16 protein-coding genes and 1 tRNA gene are annotated in these 16,867 nt (G+C 64.7%); 2 read left to right on the forward strand and 15 right to left on the reverse strand.

Going from position 1 to position 16,867, the window contains the following annotated elements; genetic code table 11:
• Position 1: 1 nt before the first annotated feature.
• The 14 genes from ACFSUD_RS10220 to ACFSUD_RS10285 all read right to left on the reverse strand — a co-directional run bounded on the left by ACFSUD_RS10220 (position 2) and on the right by ACFSUD_RS10285 (position 14,230).
• Entirely contained in the window at positions 2-403 is a 402-nt protein-coding gene (locus ACFSUD_RS10220; protein ID WP_386374033.1) for a RidA family protein, read from the reverse strand.
• 27 nt (positions 404-430) lie between these two features.
• On the reverse strand, positions 431-1,120 hold the full coding sequence (locus tag ACFSUD_RS10225; protein WP_386374035.1) for an ABC transporter ATP-binding protein: 690 nt from the start codon (positions 1,118-1,120) through the stop codon (positions 431-433).
• Positions 1,117-1,872 (reverse strand): ABC transporter ATP-binding protein, encoded by a 756-nt coding sequence (locus ACFSUD_RS10230; RefSeq protein WP_386374037.1) that lies wholly within the window; start codon positions 1,870-1,872, stop codon positions 1,117-1,119. Before ACFSUD_RS10230 ends, ACFSUD_RS10225 begins: the two co-directional genes overlap by 4 nt.
• On the reverse strand, positions 1,865-2,848 hold the full coding sequence (locus tag ACFSUD_RS10235) for a branched-chain amino acid ABC transporter permease (protein WP_386374039.1): 984 nt from the start codon (positions 2,846-2,848) through the stop codon (positions 1,865-1,867). The genes ACFSUD_RS10230 and ACFSUD_RS10235 overlap by 8 nt, the downstream gene beginning before the upstream one ends.
• A gap of 1 nt (position 2,849) precedes the next feature.
• Positions 2,850-3,767, reverse strand: a complete 918-nt coding sequence (locus tag ACFSUD_RS10240; RefSeq protein WP_386374041.1) for a branched-chain amino acid ABC transporter permease — start codon at positions 3,765-3,767, stop codon at positions 2,850-2,852.
• 64 nt (positions 3,768-3,831) lie between these two features.
• The gene (locus ACFSUD_RS10245) at positions 3,832-4,974 is read right to left on the reverse strand and encodes an ABC transporter substrate-binding protein (protein ID WP_386374043.1); all 1,143 of its coding nucleotides are present in this window, start codon (positions 4,972-4,974) and stop codon (positions 3,832-3,834) included.
• A 94-nt stretch (positions 4,975-5,068) separates the two neighbouring features.
• A complete protein-coding gene (gene kynU / locus ACFSUD_RS10250; RefSeq protein ID WP_386374045.1) occupies positions 5,069-6,247 on the reverse strand; it encodes a kynureninase in 1,179 nt (392 codons plus the stop codon).
• 12 nt (positions 6,248-6,259) lie between these two features.
• The gene (locus ACFSUD_RS10255) at positions 6,260-7,087 is read right to left on the reverse strand and encodes a tryptophan 2,3-dioxygenase (protein ID WP_386374047.1); all 828 of its coding nucleotides are present in this window, start codon (positions 7,085-7,087) and stop codon (positions 6,260-6,262) included.
• Complete coding sequence (locus ACFSUD_RS10260) at positions 7,084-8,703, reverse strand: AMP-binding protein (RefSeq protein WP_386374049.1); 1,620 nt, start codon at positions 8,701-8,703, stop codon at positions 7,084-7,086. Before ACFSUD_RS10260 ends, ACFSUD_RS10255 begins: the two co-directional genes overlap by 4 nt.
• Positions 8,703-9,863, reverse strand: a complete 1,161-nt coding sequence (locus tag ACFSUD_RS10265) for an acyl-CoA dehydrogenase family protein (protein WP_386374050.1) — start codon at positions 9,861-9,863, stop codon at positions 8,703-8,705. Before ACFSUD_RS10265 ends, ACFSUD_RS10260 begins: the two co-directional genes overlap by 1 nt.
• Positions 9,864-9,956: 93 nt before the next feature.
• Entirely contained in the window at positions 9,957-10,757 is an 801-nt protein-coding gene (locus ACFSUD_RS10270; protein WP_386374052.1) for an enoyl-CoA hydratase family protein, read from the reverse strand.
• A complete protein-coding gene (locus ACFSUD_RS10275) occupies positions 10,747-11,214 on the reverse strand; it encodes a MarR family winged helix-turn-helix transcriptional regulator (protein WP_386374054.1) in 468 nt (155 codons plus the stop codon). The genes ACFSUD_RS10270 and ACFSUD_RS10275 overlap by 11 nt, the downstream gene beginning before the upstream one ends.
• Positions 11,211-11,942 carry an SDR family NAD(P)-dependent oxidoreductase gene (locus tag ACFSUD_RS10280; RefSeq protein WP_386374055.1) on the reverse strand — a complete coding sequence of 244 codons (732 nt, stop codon included), beginning with the start codon at positions 11,940-11,942 and terminating at the stop codon, positions 11,211-11,213. The genes ACFSUD_RS10275 and ACFSUD_RS10280 overlap by 4 nt, the downstream gene beginning before the upstream one ends.
• The gene (locus tag ACFSUD_RS10285) at positions 11,939-14,230 is read right to left on the reverse strand and encodes a bifunctional salicylyl-CoA 5-hydroxylase/oxidoreductase (RefSeq protein ID WP_386374057.1); all 2,292 of its coding nucleotides are present in this window, start codon (positions 14,228-14,230) and stop codon (positions 11,939-11,941) included. Before ACFSUD_RS10285 ends, ACFSUD_RS10280 begins: the two co-directional genes overlap by 4 nt.
• Before the next feature lie 159 nt (positions 14,231-14,389).
• Between ACFSUD_RS10285 and ACFSUD_RS10290 the strand changes: the two genes are divergently transcribed.
• Positions 14,390-15,271 (forward strand): 2-dehydro-3-deoxygalactonokinase, encoded by an 882-nt coding sequence (locus ACFSUD_RS10290; RefSeq protein WP_386374059.1) that lies wholly within the window; start codon positions 14,390-14,392, stop codon positions 15,269-15,271.
• Positions 15,272-15,284: 13 nt separating this feature from the next.
• Here ACFSUD_RS10290 and ACFSUD_RS10295 read toward each other — a convergent pair whose 3' ends face one another.
• Complete coding sequence (locus ACFSUD_RS10295) at positions 15,285-16,160, reverse strand: hypothetical protein (protein ID WP_386374061.1); 876 nt, start codon at positions 16,158-16,160, stop codon at positions 15,285-15,287.
• Positions 16,161-16,286: 126 nt separating this feature from the next.
• Between ACFSUD_RS10295 and ACFSUD_RS10300 the strand changes: the two genes are divergently transcribed.
• A tRNA-Thr gene (locus ACFSUD_RS10300) sits at positions 16,287-16,362 on the forward strand.
• The last annotated feature ends 505 nt before the right edge of the window (positions 16,363-16,867 follow it).

Consider the following 16,867-nt stretch of genomic DNA (forward strand, 5'->3'; position numbering starts at 1 on the left):
CTCAGCGCGGCTGGATCACCGCGTCGGCCTCGATCTCGATCTTGGCTTCATCCTCGATCAGATCGGCGACCACGACCATCGCCATGGCGGGAAAATGCCGCCCCAGCACCTCGCGGTAGGCCCGGCCGACATCGCCCTGCGCGGCGAGATATTCCTTCTTGTCGGTGACATACCAGGTCATGCGGGTGATGTCCTCGACCCGCCCGCCCGCCGCTTCGACGATGTCGCGGACATTGCGCAGCGCCTGTTTCATCTGGCCGATGAATTCCTTTGCCTCGAAGATCTGCGCGCCGGTCCAGCCGATCTGCCCGCCGATGAACAGATGTCCATCCGCGCTCATCATGCCGTTGGCATAGCCCTTGGCGGGAACCCAGCCGTCGGGCTGAATGATACGATGTGCCATGTGAATTTCCTTCTGCAAGCACGGGGGTCAGACCCCCAGAAATTGATCCGCGACCTGCCGGTCGAGCGCTGTCATGGAGCCGGACCAGACCGAGGCGCCGCGTTCCAGGATCACCGCGTGATCGGCGATGCCGCGCAGCTCGGCCAGCGATTTATCCACCACGATCAGCGCCATGCCGCTGTCCCGCTTGAGCTTGGCGACCGCGGCCCAGATCTCCTGGCGCACCACCGGGGCGAGCCCCTCGGTCGCCTCGTCGAGCAGCAGCAGCGTCGGGTTGGTCATCAGCGCCCGGCCGATCGCCAGCATCTGCTGTTCCCCGCCCGAGAGCAGCGCCGCCTGCTGGCCGCGCCGCTCGCCAAGTCGCGGAAACAGCTCGCAGACAGCGGCGAAATCCCAGGGACCGGGGCGCGCAGCCGCGATCAGGTTCTCGTGCACGGTGAGAGGGGCGAAACAGCGCCGCCCCTCCGGCACCAGCCCGATTCCGAGCCGGGCGGCGCGGTGGCTTGGCAGGGCCGAGATCTCGCGCCCGTCGAAACGGACTTCGCCGCCCGAATGGCGCAGCATCCGGCAGATCACCTTGATCGTGGTCGATTTACCCATGCCGTTACGCCCCATCAGCGCGCAGACCTCGCCCTGTTTGAGCGCCAGATCGACGCCGAACAGCGCCTGCGACGGGCCATAGGCGGCGTTGATACCGCGCAGTTCCAGCAGGTTCATGCCAGCTCCTCCGCGCCGAGATAGGCTTCGCGCACCATCGGATCGGCGCGGATTTCGTCAGCGCTGCCGCTGGCGATGACCTTTCCGTAGACCAGCACAGAGATCCGGTCGGCCAGCGCAAAGACCGCATCCATGTCATGTTCGACCAGCAATATCGGTGCCTCATGGCGCAGCTCGTCGAGAAACCCTGTCAGTTGTTTGGAGCCCTCGGCGCCGAGCCCCGCCATCGGTTCATCCATCAGGAAAACCTTGGGCGCCAGCGTCAGCGCCACTGCGACCTCAAGCAGCCGGCGCTGGCCATGGCTGAGCTCGGCGGTACGGATGGTGGCATGATCCGACAGGCCAACCCGCGCCAGCGCCGCCAGCGCTGCGTCGCATAGATTTCGCTGGCCCATCACCGGTGCGAAAAAGCGCATCACCCTGCCCTCACGCCCGAGCGCCCCGAGCATAGCGTTTTGCAGCGCGGTATATTCCATTGCCAGCGAGGAGATCTGGAAGGTCCGCCCGAGCCCGGCGCGCGCGCGCTGCACGGTGCTGAGTGGCGTCACGTCATGCCCGGCGAAGTGAATGCTGCCGGAATTGCTGCGCAGCCCACCGGCGATCTGCTTGATCAGCGTTGATTTGCCCGCGCCGTTTGGTCCGATCAGCGCGTGGATCTCTCCCGGTCGCAGGCTGAGCGAGACGTCATCGGTGGCCTTCAGCGCGCCGAAGCTCTTGCAGAGATTGCGGATTTCGAGGATCGGCTCAGTCATGCGCCACCTCCCGCCCGGCAAGCGTGCCGATCAGCCCGCCGCGTGCGAAGAGCACCACGAGCAGTAAAAGCAGGCCGAGATAGACATGCCAATATTCGCTCAAGCCGCCGAGCACATGTTCGAGCAGGATGAACAGCGCCGCCCCGGCCACCGGTCCGTAGAGCCGCCCGACGCCGCCGAGGATCACGAAGATCATGATCTCGCCCGAGGTCTGCCAGGAGAACATCACCGGGCTGACGAAACGGTTGAGATCGGCAAAGAGCGCCCCGGCGAGCCCGGTCACCGCGCCGGAGATCACGAAGGCCACCAGCCGCAGCCGGTAGGGCGCGAGGCCCACCGTCTCGACCCGCTCGGGGTTCTGGCGCGCCGCCGACAGCGCCAGGCCGAAGGGCGATTTCGCCAGCCGCCCGGCGAGGAACAGCGCCAGCGCCAGCACCGCGAAGGCAATGGCGAAGAACTGGATCGGATCGAGCGTGTTGAGACCGGGAAAGCCGTTGCGCACATAGATCGACAACCCGTCCTCGCCGCCATAGGCGGGCCAGGAGATCGCGAAATAGAACAGCATCTGCCCGAATGCGAGGGTGATCATGATGAAATAGACGCCCGAGGTGCGCAGCGAGAGCGCGCCGATCGCCAGCGCCGCCAGGGCAGAGACGATGATCGCCACCAGCCAGATCACCGGCATGGATTTGGTTCCCTCAATGAGAAAGGGGCTTTCCAGGAGCGGCGTGTAGCTCTGGGCATGGGCGGCGAGGATGCCCATGGCATAGCCGCCGAGTCCGAAGAACGCCGCATGGCCAAGGCTCACCAGCCCGCCGAGGCCGAGCGCGATGTTGAGGCCAACCCCGGCCAGCGCCAGGATCGCCGCCTTGGTCGCCAGCGTGATGATGAAGGGCTCGTCGAGCAGCAGCGCCGCCAGTGCCGTGACCGGCAGCAGCGCGAAGAGCGCGATATTGAGCAGGGTTTCGCGGCGCATGTCAGGCCTCCCCGAAGAGGCCGGTGGGCTTGAACAGCAAGACCCCCGCCATCAGAATATAGATCAACATCGAGGACAGCGAAGCCCCTACCGAGGTCGCCGCCGCAGGCTCCATGAACCCGGCAAAGAACATCGGCAACAAAACCGAGCCGAGTGTGTCGGTGAGCCCGACCAGCAGCGCCCCGACGAAGGCCCCTTTGATCGAGCCGATGCCGCCGATCACGATCACCACGAAGGCGAGGATCAGCACCGGCTCGCCCATGCCGACCTGCACCGACTGGATCGCCCCGACCAGCGCCCCGGCCACCCCGGCCAGCGCCGCGCCGAGCGCGAAGATCAGCGTATAGAGGCGGCTGATGTCGATACCGAGCGCCGCGATCATCTCCCGGTCCGCCGCCCCGGCGCGGATCTGGATGCCGATGCGGGTGCGCGCGATCAGCGCAAACAGCCCGAGCGCGATCAGCAGCCCGGCAAGGATGATCACCAGCCGGTAGAGCGGATATTGAATGCCGCCGGGCAGGCTGACCGGACCGGCCAGCGCCTTGGGAATGTCGAGAAACAGCGGGAAGGAGCCGAAGAGGTAACGCGTGCCTTCCGAAAAAATCAGGATCAGCGCAAAGGTCGCCAGCACCTGATCGAGATGGTCGCGGTCATAGAGCCTGCGGATCACCGCCACCTCGATCACGGCCCCCGCCGCCGCCGCCGCCGCCAGCGCGGCGATCAGCGCCAGCAGGAACGACCCGGTCACCGCCGACACCGCCGCCGCAGCGAAGGCGCCGACCATGTAGAGCGAGCCATGCGCGAGATTGATCAGCCCCATGACACCGAAGATCAGCGTCAGACCGGCCGCCATCAGAAACAGCATGACGCCGGATTGCAGGCCATTGAGCACCTGTTCTATGAGCAGGATCGGGGTCATTCAGTCGCTTTCATCTGGGATGGATCGCACCCCGGCTGCGGGCCGGGGCGCGGGGTGTCTGCGTTTACATCTTGCACTCGGAGACATAGGCGTCGGCATGGTCGGTCAGCGAGGTGGCGACGATCTTGTTGGTGAAGACATCGCCCTCCTTGACCACTTCACGGACGTAGTAATCCTGCACCGGATGATGGTTGGCGCCGAACTTGAACTTGCCGCGCACACTGTCGAACTCGGCCGCTTCCAGCGCCTTCTGAAAGGCCTCCTGATCGCTCACGTCGGCCTTTTCCATCGCGCTCAGCAGCAGGTTGGCGGTGTCATAGCCCTGGCTGGCGTAGAGCGAGGGCAGACGGCCGTATTCGGCCTGGAATTCCTCGACAAAGGTCTGGTTGGCCTCGTTGTCGATATCCTTGCTCCACTGGCTGGTGTTCTTGATGCCGAGCGCGGCCTCGCCCACTGCCTGCAGGATGCCCTGATCGAAGCTGAAGGCCGGGCCGACGACCGGGAGCTCGACGCCGGAATTGGCATATTGCTTGAGGAAGGAGATCCCCATGCCGCCGGGCAGGAAGAAGAACACGCTGTCAGCCCCGGAAGCACGGATCTGCGCGATCTCGGCGGCGTAATCGGTCTGGCCGAGCTCGGTATAGACCTCACCGGCCAGCTCGCCCTCATACATGCGCTTGTAGCCGGTCAGCGCGTCCTTGCCCGCAGGGTAATTGGGCGCGAGGATGAAGCTGTTCCTGTAGCCCGCGTCATTGGCATAGGCCCCGGCGGCCTCGTGCAGGTTGTCGTTCTGCCAGGCGATGTTGAAATAGAGCTTGTTGCAGCCCTTGCCCGCCAGCGCCGACGGACCGGCATTGGGGCTGAGGTAGAATTTGCCCTGCGCGGTCGCGGCCGGCACCACCGCCATGGCGAGGTTCGACCAGATGATCCCGGTCAGCACATCGACCTTTTCGGACTGGATCATCTTGTCGGCAAGCTGCACGGCGATGTCGGGCTTGCGCTGGTCATCCTCGACCACCAGCTCCAGATCGGCGTTGCCCGCCATCTTGGTGGCCAGCATGAACCCGTCGCGCACGTCGATGCCGAGCCCGGCACCGCCGCCCGACAGCGTTGTGATCATCCCGACCTTGACCTTGCCCTCGGCCAGCGCGCCCTGCGCGCCAAGTGCCGCGACCGAAGCCGCCAGAAGCATGGATCTCAATTTCATATACTCTCTCCCTTGATATGGCGGGCCTCTTTCATCGGGCCCATTCGACCATTCCCATCAGGGGCAGGATCCCCTGCCCCGTCAAGCACTTGCATCAGGTCACGCGGGCGCGGATGCGGTATTTCTCGTCATCCCAGAGCCGCTGGCCCATGACCTCGCGCAGGATACGCACCGCCGCGCTCACGTCAGCGCTGGCGATATAGAGCGGCGTGAAGCCGAAGCGCATGATGTCGGGCGCGCGGAAATCGCCGATCACCCCGCGCGCGATCAGCGCCTGCATCGCCGCGTACCCTTCCTCGAACCGGAACGAAACCTGCGAGCCCCGCTCCTGCGGATCGCGCGGGCTGGCCAGCGTGAGCTGCGGCACGTCGCGCTCGACCTCCTCGATGAACTGCTCCTGCAGCGCGATAGAGGCACGGCGCAGCGCCTGCATGTCAACGTCCGTCCAAAGCTCCATCGCCGCTTCAAGCGCGGTCAGCGCGATGACCGGCGGTGTGCCGACGCGCATCCGCTCGATCCCCTTGCCGGGCGTGTAGTTTAGATCGAACTCAAACGGCTGACGATGCCCCAGCCAGCCGCTCAGCGCAGGTTCCGCTTCATCGGCCAGATCGGGCCGGACATAGATGAACCCCGGCGCGCCCGGCCCGCCATTGAGGTATTTATAGGTGCAGCCAACCGCGAATTCACATTTGCAGCCTGCCAGATCGACCGGCAGCGCCCCGGCGGAATGGGCCAGATCCCAGAGCATCACCGCGCCCGCCGCATGGGCCTTCTCGGTGATCGCCTGCATGTCATGCAGCCTGCCGCTGCGGTAATCGACCTGCGTGAGCATCACCACCGCGACATCCTCGGTGATCGCTTCGGCCACGTCTTCGGGCGATTTGGTGCGCAGTTCATAACCCTGCTCGAGCAGCCCCACCAGCCCTTCGGCCATGTAGAGATCGGACGGGAAATTGCCGTTGTCCGACAGGATCACCCGGCGTTCCGGGCGCATCTTCAGCGCCGCCGCCAGCGCCTGAAACACCTTGATCGACAGCGTGTCGCCCATCACCACCGAACCCTCGGGCGCGCCGACGATCCGTGCCACCATGTTGCCGACCCGCGCGGGCTGCTCCATCCACCCGGCCCTGTTCCAGCCGGTGATCAGCATTTCGCCCCATTCATCGGCGATCATCTCCTGCAATCGCGGGCCGACTGCCTTCGGCAGCGGACCCAGCGAATTGCCGTCGAGATAGATCATCCCCTCGGGCAGGCTGAACGCGTCTTTTCTCAATATCCCAGCCACTTACAAGGCCCCCCTGACATGCCACAATTCCGGAAACAGCTCCACTTCAAGCATCTTGCGCAGATAGGCAACGCCATTCGTGCCGCCGGTGCCGCGTTTGAAACCGATGATCCGCTCCACGGTCGTCACGTGATTGAAGCGCCAGCGCCGGAAGTAATCCTCCAGATCGACCAGCTTTTCGGCAAGCTCGTAAAGCTCCCAATGCGCACCCGGCGCCTCGTAGACCCGCTGCCACAGGTCCTGCACCTCGGGCCGCGCCGCCCAGGCCTCCTGCCCCGGCTCTCCGGCAAGCTCCGCCGTGCCAAGCCGCCGGCACAGCAGATCGATCGCCACCTGATAAAGACTGGCGCGCGCCAGCTCGTCGCTGAGCGCTCCATGGGCCTCGCTCTTGTGCTCATGCAGCTGCAACAGCGCTTTGTTGCGGTTGCCAAGCAGATATTCGATCAGCCGGTATTGATGCGACTGGAACCCCGAGGAGCTGCCCAGGGAGGGCCGAAACGCGGTATATTCGCTCGGCGTCATGGTGCGCAGCACGTCCCAGGCATTGTTGAGCTGCTCGAAGATCCGTGCCACCCGGGACAGCATCTTGAAGGCCGGTTGCAGATTGTCGGTCAGCATCACCTCCCGCGCCGCCTGCAATTCATGGATCGCGAGGCGCATCCATAATTCGCTGGTCTGATGCTGGATGATGAACAACATCTCGTCATGCGCCTGCGACAGCGGATGCTGCGCCGTCAGGATCGCGTCGAGCCCGAGATAATCGCCATAGGACATCGCATCCGCGAAGCTCATCTTCGCCCCTTCCGAGGCCTTGCCAAAATCGCTCATGATCCCTCCCGCAGGGCGAAACGCTGGATCTTCCCGGTTGCCGTCTTCGGCAGGGCAGCGACGAAACGGATCTCGCGCGGATATTTGTAGGGCGCGATTTCTGCCTTAACATGATCCTGCAAGTCTTTGATCAAGCTGGCATCCTGCGCCGTTCCCTCGATGAGGACCACATGTGCCTGCACAATCTCGCCACGCCCGTCGTCGGGCTTGCCCACCACCGCACATTCGCTGACCAAGGGATGGCTGAGCAGCGCCGCCTCGACCTCCGGCCCGGCGATGTTGTAGCCCGAGGAGATGATCATATCATCGTTGCGCGCGGCGAAATGCAGATAGCCGTCCGGATCCATGGTGAAACTGTCGCCGGTGATGTTCCAGCCGTCCTGCACGTAAGCCTTCTGCCGGTCATCCGCGAGATAGCGACACCCGGTCGGCCCGCGCACCGCCAGCCGCCCGACCTCGCCACGCGGCAGCTCCGCGCCATCCTCGCCGATCACCCTGGCCTCATAGCCACCCACCGGCTTGCCGGTACAGGCCGCGCGGTGATCGTCGAAACGGTTGGAGATGAAGATATGCAGCATCTCCGTCGCGCCGATCCCGTCGAGCATCGGCTTGCCGGTCTTCTTCTGCCAATCGTGATAGACCGGCGCGGGCAAAGTCTCTCCGGCCGAGACGGCGGCGCGCAGGCTGCTCAGATCCGCGCCCTCCTCCATCGCCTGCAACATGGCGCGATAGGCGGTCGGCGCGGTGAAACAGACGGTGGCTTTGTATTTCTCGATGATCTCGATCATGTTAGGCGGGCTCGCGGTCTCCAGCAGCGTCGCGGCAGCACCGAAACGCAGCGGAAACACCGCCAGCCCGCCGAGCCCGAAGGTAAAGGCCAGCGGCGGAGAGCCGACGAAGACATCATCCGGCGTCACGCCCAGAACCTCGCGCGCATAGCCATCGGCGATGATCAGCAGATCGCGGTGGAAATGCATGGTGGCCTTGGGACTGCCGGTTGTCCCGGAGGTGAAGCCGAGCAGCGCCACATCATCCTGCGCCGTGTCCACCGCGTCGAAAAGCACCGGTTTTTCCAGCGCCAGCCGGTCAAGCTCGGCATCGTGGTTGGAAGTGCCGTCAAACCCCACAACGGCCTTGAGAAATTTCGACCCCTTGGCACAGATCGCCATCTCGTCCATCAGCCGCGTGTCGCAGAGCGCATGGCTGATCTCGGCCTTGTCGACCACCGCCGCCAGCTCCTTGGCGCGCAGCATCGGCATGGTATTGACCACCACCGCCCCGGCCTTGGTCGCCGCCAGCCAGCAGGCCACCATCGCCGGATTGTTGGCCGAGCGGATCAGCACCCGGTTGCCGGGCCGCAAACCGAGGTCCTCGACCATCGCGGCGGCCAGCCGGTTGGTCCAGTCCGCCAGCTCCTTGTAGGTGCGCCGCCGCCCGTTGCCGATCAGCGCGGTGTGATCGCCAAACCCTTTGGCGACCATCGCATCGGTCAGCTCGACCCCGACATTGAACCGCTCGGGATAATCGAAACCGTCCAGCAGCAGGTCCGGCCAGAGGCCCTGATCGGGCAGATTGTCCCGTGAAAACGTATCCTCATGTCCCGATCGTGACAGCATCACAGCCCTCCCTCATGCGCGCCCAGCACCTGTCGCGCGATCACCACGCGCTGCACATCCGACGCTCCCTCGTAAATCCGCAGCGCCCGGATCTCGCGATAAAGCCGCTCGACCGTCTCGCCGCTGCGCACCCCGTCGCCGCCATGCAGCTGCACCGCCCCGTCGATCACCTTCTGCGCCTGGTCGGTGGCAAAGAGCTTGGCCATCGCCGCCTCCCGCGTCACCCGCGCCGCGCCGCTGTCCTTGGTCCAGGCGGCGCGATAGACCAGCAGCGCGCTGGCATCCACATCGAGCGCCATGTCGGCAATATGCCCCTGCACCATCTGCAAAACACTCAACGGCGCCCCCTGCACCCGGCGCGCACCGACCCGGGTCAGTGCCTCGTCAAGGGCGCGCCGGGCAAAGCCCAATGCCGCCGCCGCCACCGTGGCACGGAACACGTCGAGCACCGACATGGCGATGCCGAAACCCTTGCCCGGCCTCCCGATCAGCGCCGAGCGCGGCACGCGGCAATCGCTGAACCGCAGCCGCGCCAGTGGATGCGGTGCCATGACCTGCAACCGCTCCACCACCTCGAACCCCGGCGAACCGGCATCGATCACGAAGGCCGACAGGCCCCGCGCCCCCGGCGCCTCCCCGGTGCGGGCGAATAACGTGTAGAAATCGGCGATCCCGCCATTGGAAATCCAGGTCTTCTCGCCGTTCAGAATGTAGTGATCGCCATCAGGCTCCGCCGTCATCGTTGACGCCGCCACATCCGACCCCGATTGCGGCTCGGTCAGCGCGAAGGCGGCGATCGCCTTCCCCGACCGGCTGAGCGGCAGGTATTTCGCCTGTTGCGCCTCGGAGCCGAAGAGCGAAATCGCCCCGGTTCCCAGACCCTGCATCGCAAAGGCGAAATCCGCCAGCCCGTCATGCCGCGCCAACGTCTCGCGGATCAGGCAGAGCGCGCGCACATCGAGCCGCTCCCCCGCAGGCGCACCGGAATGGCGCAGCCAGCCCCCCTCACCAAGCTGCGCAACCAGCGCGCGACAGGCCGCATCGACATCGGAATGATCAAGCCCCGGCAGCGTCGTTGCGGCCCATTCCTCCAGCGCCCCGGCCAGCTCGCGATGCCGCTCTTCAAAAAACGGCCAGTCCAGAAAGGAGAGATCAGCCATGCGCCAGCCTCTCGTTTCTCCGGACTGAAAATACCTCGGGGGTCCGGGGGCCGGCCCCCGGTCCTGTCCCCGCCTGCACGCCCGTCGCCATCATCAATCCCCCTCGAACACAGGCCGCTCTTTCGCGACGAAGGCGTTATAGGCGCGCTCGAAATCGCCGGTCTGCATGCAGATCGCCTGGGCCTGGGCCTCGGCCTCGATCGCCTGCTCGATCGACATCGCCCATTCCTGCGCCAGCATCGTCTTGGTCATCATATGGGCAAAGTTCGGCCCCCGCGCGATCTGCTGGGCCAGCCCCATCGCCTCGCCCTCCAGCGCCTCCGCTTCGACGAGGCGGCTGTAAAACCCCCAACGCTCGCCCTCCTCGGCCGACATCGAGCGCCCGGTGTAGAGCAGCTCGGCGGCGCGGCTCTGGCCGATGATCCGCGGCAGGATCGCGCAGGCGCCCATGTCGCAGCCCGCCAGCCCGACCCGGGTGAACAGGAAGGCGGTCCGGGCCTCCGGGGTTGCCAGCCGCAGATCCGACGCCATGGCGATGATCGCCCCGGCTCCGACGCAGATCCCGTCCACCGCCGCGATCACCGGCTTGCCGCAATTGACGATCGCCTTGACCAGATCGCCGGTCATACGCGTGAAACGCAGCAGCTCCTTCATGCTCATCCGGGTCAGCGGCCCGATGATGTCATGCACATCGCCCCCGGAGCTGAAATTGCCACCGTTGGAGGCGAAGACCACTGCGTCGATGTCATCGGCATAGACCAGATCGCGGAACCAGTCGCGCAGCTCGGCATAGCTGTCGAAGGTCAGCGGGTTCTTGCGCTCCGGCCGGTCGAGCCGCAGCCGCGCGATGCGCCCGTCGATCTCGCAGATGAAATGCTGCACGTCACTGCGCATGATAATCTTCCTTCTGTTCAGCAGCGGCCGCGATGGCCGATAATTTCTCCGCCATCAGCCTGGCGTCGGCAGCGTTCACCCCGGCCAGCATCTCGTCGATCCAGGCCTCGTGCTCTCCCGCCTGGCGCAGGAATTCCGTCTCTCCCGCCGGAGTCAGGCGCAGCGTCATCGCCCGGCGGTCGCCCGGCACCGGCACCCGCACCACCAGCCCCTCCTCGGCGAGCCGGTCGGCGATGCCGGTGACATTGCCGTTGGAGACCCGCAGCACGCCGCTGAGCTGGCTCATCTTCAGCCCCTCGGGATGGCGCGACAATGCCGCCATCAGGTCGAAACGCGGCAGCGTGGTGGCGAATTGCGCCCGCAGCCGCTCGCGCAGATGCGCATCGACCTGCCGTGTCAGTTTCAGCAATTGCAGCCAGAGCCGCAGCCTCTCCTTGGCGGGTGCGTGATCGCTCATATCTCGCCCCCCGACAGGCTCAAGGCATGGCCATTGACCGAGGCGGCACCGTCCGAGAGCAGGTAAAGCGCCGCCTGCGCGACCTCGTTTACCGTCACAAACCGGTTCTGCGGGCTCGCGCGCTTCAGGATCTCACGCGATTCTTCTTCCGTCTTTCCGGTAGTTTGCGTGATGTTCTTCACGCTGCGTGTGAGCAATGGCGTGTCGATGAACCCGGGGCAGATCGCGTTGACCGTGATGCCGCTGCGGGCCACTTCCAGCGCCAGCGCCCGGGTCAGCCCGACAACCCCATGTTTCGCCGCGACATAGCCCGCCACGTAAGGGTAGCCCTTGAGCCCGGCGGTGGAGGCCACGACGATCAGCCGCCCGGTCCCGGCCGCCTTCATATCGGCCAGCCCCTGCTGCCAGACGTTGAACACGCCGGTGACATTGACCGCGAGCATCGCCGCCATCTCCTCGGCGCTGATCTTCTCGAAGGGGGCGGAATGGGCCGCCCCGGCATTGGCGATCACGCCGGTGATCGGCCCCTGTGCCGCGCGGGCAGCGGCGAAAGCCTCCGCCACCGCTTCCGCATCGGTCACGTCGCAGAGTTGATAGGGCAGATCCTGTTCCTGTAAGGGCGTCTCGCGCCGCCCCATGATCGTCACCGCGGCCCCGGAGGCAGCCACCGCCCTGGCGATCTCGGCCCCGACCCCGCTCCCGCCGCCTGTCACGATCACATGGCTCATACCTTTTCCACCTCCGCCGCCCGGTCGGCCAGCCGCCAGGCCTGATCGCGCCCGGCCTGATAGGGCAGCGGCCAATTGGCATGACGGTCGCCGATCGCCGCCCCCTGGTGCAGCGTCCAATAGGGGTCGGCCAGATGCGGCCGCGCCAGACAGACCAGATCGGCCCGCCCGGCCATCAGGATCGAATTGACGTGATCGGCCTCATAGATATTGCCCACCGCCATGGTCTTGATTCCGCCGTCGTTGCGAATCCGGTCCGAAAACGGGGTCTGGAACATCCGGCCGTAGACCGGCTTGGCCTCGGTCGAGGTCTGCCCCGCCGAGACGTCGATGATATCGGCGCCCGCGGCGCTGAACATCCGCGCGATTTCCACCGCTTCCTCGGGCGTCACGCCGTCTTCCTCGACCCAGTCGCTGGCCGAGATCCGCACCGACATCGGCTTGTGCGCCGGCCAGACCGCCCGCATCGCGGCGAAGACCTCAAGCGGATAGCGCATCCGGTTTTCCAGGCTGCCGCCATATTCATCGCGGCGGATATTCGACAGCGGCGAGATGAACGACGAGATCAGATACCCATGGGCCGCATGCAGTTCGATCATGTCGAAATGTGCCGCCTCCGCCATCTCTGCCGCCGCGACAAATTGATCGCGGACCGCATCCATGTCGGCGCGGTCCATTTCCCGGGGTACCGCGTTCTGCGCCGACCAGGGAATCGCCGAGGCCGAAATGGTTGGCCAATTGCCCGAATTCAGCGGCGCATCCATCTCTTCCCAGCCGACCTGTGTCGAACCCTTGCGCCCCGAATGACCGATCTGGCAACAGATCTTCGCCTGCGTTTCGGCATGAACGAAATCGGTAAGCCGGGTCCAGGCCGCAAGGTGTTCCGGCGCATAAAGCCCCGGACAGCCCGGCGTGATCCGCCCCTCGGGGGACACACAGGTCATCTCGGTATAGACCAGCCCGGCCCCGCCCTTGGCGCGTTCGGCGTAATGCACGAAATGCCAGTCGGTCGGACAGCCATCCACCGCCTTGTATTGCGCCATCGGCGAGACGACGATGCGGTTGATCAGATCCATCTCGCGCAGCCTGAAGGGTGCGAACATCGGCGCGCGCACCGGGCCGTTGGACCCGGCTCCCGCCTGTTCCATGAACCACTTTTCCGCGCCCTCCAGCCATGTCGCATCGCGTTCGCGCAGGTTCTCGTGGCTGATCCGCTGGCTGCGCGTGAGCATCGAGTAGTTGAGCTGCACCGGGTCGAGATCGAGATAGCGCTCCACATCCTCGAACCATTCCACCGAGTTGCGCGCCGCGGATTGCAGGCGCAGCACCTCGAGCCGCCGGGCGTCCTCGTATTTCTCGAAAGCGCTGGCGAGATCGCGATCCTCGCTGACATGCCGCGCCAGCGAGATCGCCGATTCCAGCGCCAGCTTGGTTCCCGACCCGATCGAGAAATGCGCGGTGGCCGAAGCATCGCCGAGCAGCACCACGTTCTCGTGGCTCCATTTTTCACAAAGCACCCGGGGGAACTTGATCCAGGCCGAGCCGCGGATGTGGCTGGCATTGCTCATCAGGGCGTGCCCATCGAGGTGATCGCGGAAGATCTCCTCGCAGATCGCAATGCTCTCCTGCTGGCTCATCTCGCCGAAACCGTAGGCATCGAAAGTGTCCTGCGAACATTCCACGATGAAGGTCGCGGTGTCCTTGTCGAACTGATAAGCATGGGCCCAGACCCAGCCCTTGTCGGTCTTTTCGAAGATGAAGGTGAAGGCATCGTCGAATTTCTGATGCGTGCCGAGCCAGACGAAGGGACAGCGGCGAACGTCGATGTCAGGCTTGAAACTATCCTCGAATTCCAGCCGCGTCTTGGAGTTCAACCCGTCGGCGGCCACGACCAGATCGTAATCGCCCATGTAATCCGACGCGGCCTTCACCTCGGTCTCGAATTGCAGATAGACGCCAAGCTCGCGCGCCCGCTCCTGCAGGATCAGCAGTAGTTTCTTGCGCCCGATGCCGCAAAACCCGTGGCCGGTCGAGAGGATCGTGTGGCCTTTGTGATGCAGCGCGATATCGTCCCAATAGGCGAAGTGACTGCGGATCTCGCGTGCCGATACCGGGTCATTGGCCTCCAGATTGTCGAGCGTCTCGTCCGACAGCACCACGCCCCAGCCGAAGGTGTCATCGGCCCGGTTGCGCTCCAGCACGGTGACCTCGGCGTCTGGCTGCCGCAACTTCAGGGAAATCGCAAAATAGAGCCCGGCAGGCCCGCCGCCCAGACAGATCGCGCGCATTCTCTTCCTCCCATGTCGTTGCAGAAAGCCTAGGGGCATTTGAAATATCGATCAAGAAAATATTTTAAGCTTAAAGCATCTTCCGTATGGGGCGAGTTTTCCTGGCGCATGGCGCTCGTGCATATGGCTCCCGTCGCGCCGATCCTGTAGCAATCGGCCATGAATGATTTTACCGCTCCCGACTGGATCGCCCTGCACCTGGGCACTGAAACCCTGCGCATCTGGCCGATGAAGGACGGACGCCCTGATACCGTCGTGGCCTGTACAAGCCCGCCACCGCCCTGGGAAACCCAGGCTTTCGACAGCGCGCTGGGGTCGCTCTTGGACACATGGAACCTGCCGCCCGAGACACCGATCCTCGGCTGCGGGGTTTTTGAGGCGGGTCGGCGCAACGTGCCCTGCAAGCCGCTCGACGCCGTGCCGGTACCCCTCCCGCACAGCCGGTTCAGCGCGCTGCGCGTGATCCCCGGCGTCAGTCAGACGCAGCCGCCGGACCTGCTCGGCGGCGCGGAGATCGCCATCGCCGGCTTCCTGTCGCTCAACGGCGATTGGGACGGGGTGATCTGCCTGCCCGGGGCGCGTTCACGCTGGGTGCAGGTCTCGGCCGGGGAGATAATCTCGTTCCAATCCTTCCTGACCGGCGAAATGATCGCCCTGCTCGCCCAGAGCCCCGGACTGCGCGCAGCCCTGCAGGGCGGGGATTGGGAGCAATCTGTCTTCGATGATGCCCTCGCGCAGATTCTGTCACGCCCCGAGAAACTGGCCGCCGGGCTCGCGTCGATCGAGGCCGAGGCACAGCTCGACGGGATCAACCCGACCCGCGCCCGGGCGCGGCTCTCCGGCCTCCTGATCGGTGCCGAGCTGGCGGCGGCGAAACCCTATTGGCTGGGTCAGAATATTGCGATCCTCGGCAGTTCCGAGGCCAGCGCGCCCTATCGCGCCGCGCTCGAGAGTCAGGGCGTTCCCGCCATTCTGGCCGATCATGACCGGATGCTGCTCGAAGGTCTGAAACAGGCCCGGCGCCTTGCCACCGGCGGGTGATCCGCGCTCGGGTTCAGGGCGTGATCAGCCGCACCCGGGGGATCTGCTCGATCAGCAGCAGGTCGGCGTCATAGGCTTCGCTCATCTCCTGCACCAGCGCCTCGTCCCAGCCCGGCATGTCGAGCTCTTCCTCGATCTCCTCCTCGAGTCCGAACTTGTCGAGAAAGGCGCCGATCACCCGGCAGCGCTGCGTTTCGGAAAGACCGGGACGCCCGGCGATATAGCTGCGAAACCGCGCCATCCCCTCCGGCGACATGATCGCTTCCAAAAGATCATAGGTGCCCTCCAGGGGGACATCCGGCCCGACACCGGTCATCTCGCGCAGCAGCCGCTCCCAGAGCAGCGGCGAATCCTCGTTGCACCAGAGCGTGATCGGGATCTCCGGCGCCTTCTCGCGCAGGGTGGCGATGGTCTGCGACCAGCGCATGTCGCGTGGCGTCCTGTCGCCCCAGAACCCCTCGTCGCTCTGATCGCCCGCCACCCTGTGCAGGATCGGCAACAAGGTCGCGGGATTGCGGATCGAGATGTAGATCTCCAGTTCGTCATCGGGAAAGAGCTGCGCCATCCGTGCCATCCGCACACCTGCGGCCGGATAGAACACACCTTCGCGCACCGCCGTCGCCGGGGTGCGGAAGAAATTCGCATCCGACAGGATCGCGCGCTCGGGCCGCGTCTCGCCAAGCACCGCATCAAGCAGCACCTCGCGCGCCTCGGGAGAGGCCGGGGTCTTGTGCATGGCATTCAGCGTGTCGCGAAACAGGCTGCGATAGGTCCCGGGCCGCGACATCACCACCCCGCGCTCGCGCAGCGCCTCGCTGTTGGCCAGCAGGCTCCTGACCAACCGCTCCCCTTCGGTGTAATGAACGCCCGTGTGCAAAACCAGCTGCATGTCACCCCATTCCGCAAGATCGATCCGCCGATGAATAGCCTCTCGCGAAGGTCGTGTAAAACTGCAAAGCCACGGCGATTTCCCCCCTTGCACGGCCCCGGCCAATCGCTTAAATGACCGCCAAGTGCCCCTATAGCTCAGCTGGTAGAGCAACTGATTTGTAATCAGTAGGTCCGCGGTTCGAGTCCGTGTGGGGGCACCACTAAGATCCATATTACGCTGATTTATCAGACTATTAGATGGACTGCCTGGGCTTCAATCCCCCTCTCCATCCACCTCTCGGGCTGCGGTGCGGCCTGCTTCATCTTAGCATTGCGACGGTACAGAACGCACCTGCCAAAGTATCCACATATCGGGCACATAGATTTAGTCCGCCCGCTGACCGCTAATCGGTGCCTCAATCTAGTCTGGGTTCAGAATGTAGCTAAATTTGAATGTGAAATAGGCCCGCTGCATACTTCGCAGCGGGCCGCTTCTGTTGAAAATTTCTGCCTAAAATACGACACAATTCTATGTCTGGACTTTTCGACGTCAAGGTGACCCTAACAGGGCGAGAAAGGGAAAGTCCTCTTGCCCTACCAGCGGCTTAGAAGCTTTGGCAACTGCTTCACCTGCGGCCATCCCACGCCACACTTGCACTTGGCCTTGCGCTCAAAATCACGCTGCGTGATGCCGCTTGGCAGCTTATCGGGAGTCAATTCAACTGT

The organism is Sulfitobacter aestuarii (assembly GCF_042685005.1).
Classification (GTDB): domain Bacteria; phylum Pseudomonadota; class Alphaproteobacteria; order Rhodobacterales; family Rhodobacteraceae; genus Sulfitobacter; species Sulfitobacter aestuarii.